The following is a 6,496-nucleotide window of genomic DNA, read 5'->3' on the forward strand; positions in this document are numbered from 1 at the left end:
CTTAGCCAAAGAGCAAGGTAAATACCTCTTCAATACGGCCTACAGGCCTTACATCTATAGCATACCGTGTAAGATCCAGCTTCGCTTTATCCTTAGCTGCTGATGGCATATTGTATTTGGAGATAAATATCTGCTCAAAACCCAGTTTTTGTGCTTCGGCAATGCGCTGCTCCACACGGTTAACGGCACGTATCTCGCCAGACAGGCCTATCTCCCCGGCAAAGCAGGTTTTGGCAGAAATAGGGATATCCTCGTGCGAAGATATAATGGCTATAGCCAGGCCAAGGTCAATAGCGGGGTCCTCCACACGGATACCGCCGGTAATATTCAGAAAGACGTCCTGTGTGCCCAGCCTGAAGCCACATCGTTTCTCCAGCACAGCCAGCAGCATACTCATGCGCTTGGTATCAAAACCGGTGGCGCTGCGTTGCGGCGTGCCGTAAGGCGAGGGGCTAACCAATGCCTGCGTTTCAATCAGCATGGGGCGCATACCTTCCAGCGTGGCCGAAATGGTGATGCCGCTTAAACCATCCTCGCGCTGCGACAACAGTATCTCCGAAGGATTTGATACTTCCCGCAAACCCTCGCCCAACATCTCGTAAATACCCAGTTCAGACGATGAGCCAAAACGATTTTTTATAGTACGCAAAATACGGTAAACATGGTGGCGGTCGCCCTCAAACTGTAGTACGGTATCTACCATATGCTCCAGTATCTTTGGCCCGGCTATCATACCGTCCTTAGTGATATGCCCTATCAGGAATACCGGCGTAGAGGTTTCCTTGGCAAAACGCAACAGCTCCGCGGTACATTCCCGCACCTGCGATACACTTCCCGGGGTCGATTCCACGTGCGCCGAATGGAGGGTCTGGATAGAATCGATCACCAGCACATCGGGCTGCAATTCCTCTATTTGCTTAAATATATTTTGGGTAGAAGTTTCCGTAAGGATATAGCATGCCCCACCTTCAGGGGGGTGGGGGGCTAATCTTTCCGCGCGCATTTTTATCTGGTGGTCGCTTTCCTCGCCCGACACATAAAGTACTTTTACATTGGGCATATTAAGCGCCAGTTGCAGCATCAGGGTTGATTTACCGATGCCCGGCTCGCCGCCTATCAGCACCAATGAGCCAGGCACCACGCCGCCGCCTAAAACCCGGTTAAACTCTTTATCGGGCGTGAGCAGGCGTTGCTCCTCCCGGTAGGTGATATCCGCAACCTCAACCGGCTTGTTGGCCCGCTGCATGGATGTAGAAGCACTGACTTTCCAGTTAGGAACACTGGCATTACCTTTTTCCAGTATCTCCTCAACAAAAGTATTCCATTGCTGGCAGCTTGGGCATTTGCCCAGCCACTTAGGCGACTCGTAGCCACAGCTCTGGCAGAAATAAGCGATCTTGGTTTTAGCCATTGTTCAGATATGCAGATTACAGATGTGCAAATATGCAGATTATTTGCTATTAAAATTAGCAAAAATCATAAAAGCCTGGCGCTATTTAAGTAGTTGGATTAAATATCCACTACCTCATCCTGCCCAACCTTCTCTATCCAGGCTGCGGAAATGGATGGCTTCGGCCAGGTGCTCCAGTTGAATATCTTCGCTGCCTGCCAGGTCGGCTATGGTGCGGGCTACTTTCAGGATACGGTCATAGGCCCGGGCGGACAGGCCCAATTTTTCCATCGCTTTTTTGAGCAGCATTTGCCCGGCCGCGTTTATTTTACAGATGTCCCTTACCATTTGAGGGCTCATCTGCGCGTTGGCATGCAGATCGGGCCGCTCACCAAACCTTGCCGACTGTACTTCGCGGGCCTTTACTACCCGCTCGCGTATCTGGTCGCTTTTCTCGGCCAGCCTTTCGGATGATAGCTCGCTGAAGTTAACGGGCGTTACCTCCACATGCAGGTCGATACGGTCAAGCAGCGGACCCGATATTTTGCTCAGGTACTTTTGTACCATGCCCGGCGGGCATATACATTCCTTTTCGGGGTGGTTGTAGTAACCGCAGGGGCAGGGGTTCATGCTGGCCACCAGCATAATACTGCTGGGATAATCGACGGTAAATTTGGCGCGTGATATGGTCACTCGGCGTTCCTCAAGCGGTTGGCGCATCACCTCAAGGGCGGTACGTTTAAACTCGGGCAATTCATCCAGAAACAGCACACCGTTATGGGCAAGGGATATTTCTCCCGGCTGGGGGTTACTGCCACCGCCCACCAAAGCCACATCGCTAATGGTATGGTGCGGCGACCGGAATGGGCGGGTGGTTACCAGCGCGTCGGCCGCGGAAAGCTTGCCCGCTACCGAATGTATCTTGGTGGTCTCTAATGATTCATGTAAACTAAGCGGCGGCAAAATAGAAGGCAGCCTGCGCGCCAGCATGGTTTTCCCCGCTCCGGGCGGGCCTATCAAAATTACATTGTGCCCGCCGGCAGCGGCTATCTCCAAAGCACGTTTGATGTTTTCCTGACCGCGCACATCGCTAAAATCGCTGTCGTAATTGGCAAGGCTGTCGTAAAATTCCTCGCGGGTATTTATTATCTCGGGCTTAAGGCTCTGGTCGCCGTTGAAAAAGTCGGCCACTTGTTTAATGTTCTCTACGCCGTAAACCTCCAGGTCGTTCACAATAGCCGCCTCACGCGCGTTTTGTTTGGGCAGGATAAAACCTTTGAAGCCCTCTTTGCGGGCTTGTATAGCTATAGGCAGCGCACCTTTTATAGGTTGCAAGCCACCATCCAGGGATAATTCGCCCATGATGAGGTAACGGTCCAGCTCGGTAGCCTCTATCTGGCCGGATGCTGCCAATACGCCGGTAGCAATGGTAAGGTCATAAGCCGAGCCTTCCTTTTTGATATCGGCGGGAGCCATATTTACCACCACCTGCTGGCGCGGCATGCGGTAACCGCAATTCTTCAATGCCGATTCTATCCGGAAATAACTTTCCTTCACGGCAACATCGGGTAAACCCACAATAAAATATTTGGTGCCGGCGGCAATATTCACTTCAATGGTAATGGTGATAGCCTGTATCCCATAAACCGCGCTTCCAAAGGTTTTAACTAACACGTGACAGGTTATTTTTTAAGCGAAAGATAGACATTTTAACCTATCAGAGATATACCCTTGCACAATTAGCTACCCGATAAGGCATCTTTATTAAGCAGATGATAATTTGGAAGTACGGATATTACCACTTACATTTGGCCTTATTTATAATTAGTCTTAATAATAACTGCATGTCGCCACTTAAAAAATTTGTCCTTTTTTGCCACCGATGGCTGGGTTTTATTACCGGGATAATTGTTTTTATAGTGAGCATTACCGGCTGCATATTCTGCTTTCAGGATGAAATACAGGATGCCATATACAGCTATCGGAGCGTAACGGTGCAAAACAAGCCCTACCTGCCTCCGTCAAAACTGGAAGCCATTGTTAAAGCCAACCACCCCGGCGCCGACCCGTCCTACATTTATTATTATGGTAAAGATCGCCCCGCGGTAGCGCTCAGCAATATAGGCAAAGAAGGCTTTTACAGCACTTACCTGAACCCATACACCGGCCAGATCACCCACGAAGAACGGCTGCAAAGCAACTTTTTTGTGGTGGTGGAATATATACACCTGTACTTACTGCTTCCGCCGGCTATTGGCGGCATGGTGGTAGGCATATCGGTTTTGCTGTTTGTCGTCATTATGATAACCGGCATCATCCTGTGGTGGCCCAAACGTAAAACCGACCGCAAACGCAGTTTTACCATTAAATGGAACGGCCGCTGGCGCAGGGTAAATTACGATCTGCATAATGTACTTGGTTTTTACGCCACCGCTATAGCGCTTATACTGGCCATAACCGGCCTGTCCATATCCTTTGACTGGGTGCGGAAAGGGATTTATAACGCGGGTAATTTGGGCAAGCAATACGCTCATGAAAAGCAGATCGTTAAATCGGACTCATTGCAAAAGGGTTTCAAAAGCAACATCCCTGTAGCCGACCGCGCGCTGGCCACCGCGCAAAAAAGCTCGCCAAATGCGCAAATGTTTTTGGTTTACATGGATAAGGTGAGCGCCGCGGGTACTATTGGCGTTACCGCGTATGCCAAAACGCTGCACTTCTACAACAGCGATGCCTATACCTTTGATAAATACACCGGTAAATTATTGCACTACCTGCCCCAGCAAAAGAAAAGCCCCGGGCTAAAGCTCAACGAAATGAACTACGATATACACGTAGGGCAAATAGGCGGGTTAACCGGCAAGATCATCGCTTTTGTGGCCAGTTTGATCTGCGCCAGTCTGCCGGTTACGGGGTTTATTATCTGGCTGGGCAAACGCAATAAGTCAAAAGGAAAAAAGGTACGGACAGCAGTGCATCACAAAACGCATAAAAGGCAAACGCGTGTCCCGGCTTAACGGGAAGTTGGGTTATAGGTTATTTCCACATCATCGGTTAGGGCATGGCCGGTACAGGTGAGTATTAAACCCCTGGCGATATCCTCATCCGTAAGCACCTCGTTTTTCACCATTTCTACACGGCCTGTTTTACAGTATGCCACGCAGGCCGAGCATATCCCGTTACGGCAACTGTAGGGCAACTGCACCTTATTTTGCAGCGCGGCCTGTAGTATCGACTGGTTTTCGCCCGCCATTACATCATGCACCTTACCGCCTATGTTAATGCGGATCTTTAGCGGCGGATAAACCGTTTGGCTGCCGGTAACCGGCACCGTTTCCAATACAAAGTTCTCCTTGCGTATGTTACGGTCGTGTATGCCTATGTAGTGCAGGGTAAGCCGTATGGTACGCATGTAGCTGAACGGGCCGCAGAGATAAAACAGCGCTTTCTGCTTATCGCCGGTCAGTTGTTGGTTCACCAGGCGCTCCACTACCGCGTTGCTCATGCGGCGGCCTTCATCACTGATGAGATAGGTGATATCCAGGCGGGTGGTGTACAAGCTTTTTAAACGGTTAAGCGCATCATAAAAAAGTATGTCGCGGCGAGAGCGGTTGCTGTATATCAAATGGAGCTTGCCCGTTCCCGGGCGGTTGAGCATGTATTTCAGTAAAGCAAATACCGGCGTAATGCCACTGCCCGCCGCGAAAAATACCACATCGGCTTCACCTATGCTATCATCAGCAGTAAAAATACCGGCAGGCTCCGCCGAATAGAGAATATCCCCTTCGTTTACCTTACTCAGTAAAAAGCGGGAGATCTCGCCGTTGGCTACCCGTTTAACGGTAATAGCCAGCAAAGGCTCATCGGGCGAGGAGCATAACGAGTAGGAACGCCTAATCTCCTCCTGATGGTGGTTAAAAATAAGCGTCAAAAACTGCCCCGCCTTGTAAGCTATCCGCTTACCGTTACGCTCTGCCAGGTAAAAAGTGCCGGCATCGGGCAGTTCCCTAACAATACGTTCAACCCTGAGTTCAAGCATTTACCAGCACAATTTTACCAAACTGCTTTGAAGCGCCCATTTTTTCAAATGCCGTTTTGGCTTCGGCAAGCGGCAGTACGTCGTCAATAACAGGTATAATTTTGTGCTCATTTACAAACTGCAGCATGGCTTTAAATTCTTCCTGCGTACCCATGGTGGTGCCAAGCAACTGCAGCTGTTTCCAGAACAATGGCCTCGCGTTGAGCTCGGGGATATTCCCTGCTGTACCGCCAAAGAAAACGATACGGCCGCCGGGGTTACAAAGATCGGGTATCTTGGCAAAATCTGAACCCAAGGCGCTGTCCACTACAATATCAAAGCCACCGGCCAGGTGTTTTAATTCCTGTGCCCAATCCTGCGCCTTATAATTTACACCCGCTGCCGCGCCCAGTTGCCTGGCTCGCTCAATTTTTTCGCCACTGCCCGAGGTTACAAAAACCTGCGCCCCGGCCGCCACGGCCCATTGCAACAAAAAGGTGCCGGTGCCTGCGCCAACACCCACAATCAAAACCTTATCGCCTTTTTTTAAACGCGCTTTGCTGAACAATGCCCGGTAAGCCGTTAAACCCGCCAAAGGGATAGCCGCAGCCTGCTCCCAATTCAAATGCGTTGGTTTAGGATACAAGTATTCGGCCTTCACCAAAACATATTCAGCCAGCGTACCATCATCCGGCAGGCCCAGTATCTTAAAATCTTTGCCCTGGTATTCCGGGTGGTCGCCCCAGTTATGGGAAGGATTGATGATCACTTCTTTACCCATCCATCTTTCCGCCCCTTCGCCTGCTTCGGCCACAATTCCTGCGCCATCGGCTCCTAAAATGGTAGGATATTTAATGCCCGCATACTTGCCCTGGGTTATCCACCAGTCGCGGCGGTTTAAGGCCGCTGCTTTTATTTGCACCAATACCTCACCTGCGCCCGGCACCGGTTTGGCAACTTCTTTAACAACTATCGGGTTTTCTGCCGATTCAAGTACGACTGCTTTCATTGGATTTGAAAATAATTTTTGCCTCACCCTGCCCTCTCCAGAGGAGAGGGTTCTATAACGCCATCCTTATAAAGTAGTC

At 50.3% G+C, this 6,496-nt stretch carries 5 protein-coding genes; 1 reads left to right on the forward strand and 4 read right to left on the reverse strand.

Annotation, left to right across the window (positions count from 1 at the left end; genetic code table 11):
• Nucleotide 1 precedes the first annotated feature (1 nt).
• Both radA and CKK33_RS03035 read right to left on the reverse strand, forming a co-directional pair.
• Nucleotides 2–1,411: a DNA repair protein RadA gene (gene radA / locus CKK33_RS03030; protein ID WP_095702690.1), complete on the reverse strand. Its 1,410-nt coding sequence runs from the start codon at nucleotides 1,409–1,411 to the stop codon at nucleotides 2–4.
• A 114-nt stretch (nucleotides 1,412–1,525) separates the two neighbouring features.
• On the reverse strand, nucleotides 1,526–3,064 hold the full coding sequence (locus tag CKK33_RS03035; protein ID WP_095702691.1) for a YifB family Mg chelatase-like AAA ATPase: 1,539 nt from the start codon (nucleotides 3,062–3,064) through the stop codon (nucleotides 1,526–1,528).
• A gap of 170 nt (nucleotides 3,065–3,234) precedes the next feature.
• On the opposite strand from CKK33_RS03035, the gene CKK33_RS03040 reads away from it, so the two are divergent.
• A complete protein-coding gene (locus CKK33_RS03040) occupies nucleotides 3,235–4,407 on the forward strand; it encodes a PepSY domain-containing protein (RefSeq protein ID WP_158223388.1) in 1,173 nt (390 codons plus the stop codon).
• On the opposite strand, the gene CKK33_RS03045 is transcribed toward CKK33_RS03040, so the two are convergent.
• Together CKK33_RS03045 and CKK33_RS03050 are read right to left on the reverse strand one after the other, a co-directional pair.
• On the reverse strand, nucleotides 4,404–5,429 hold the full coding sequence (locus tag CKK33_RS03045) for a ferredoxin--NADP reductase (protein ID WP_095702693.1): 1,026 nt from the start codon (nucleotides 5,427–5,429) through the stop codon (nucleotides 4,404–4,406). The genes CKK33_RS03040 and CKK33_RS03045 overlap by 4 nt on opposite strands.
• Nucleotides 5,422–6,417, reverse strand: coding sequence for a zinc-binding dehydrogenase (locus CKK33_RS03050; protein ID WP_095702694.1), 996 nt, complete (start codon nucleotides 6,415–6,417; stop codon nucleotides 5,422–5,424). The genes CKK33_RS03045 and CKK33_RS03050 overlap by 8 nt, the downstream gene beginning before the upstream one ends.
• Nucleotides 6,418–6,496 lie beyond the last annotated feature (79 nt).

The organism is Mucilaginibacter sp. MD40, from assembly GCF_002288635.1.
In the GTDB taxonomy this organism is placed as follows: Bacteria; Bacteroidota; Bacteroidia; order Sphingobacteriales; family Sphingobacteriaceae; genus Mucilaginibacter.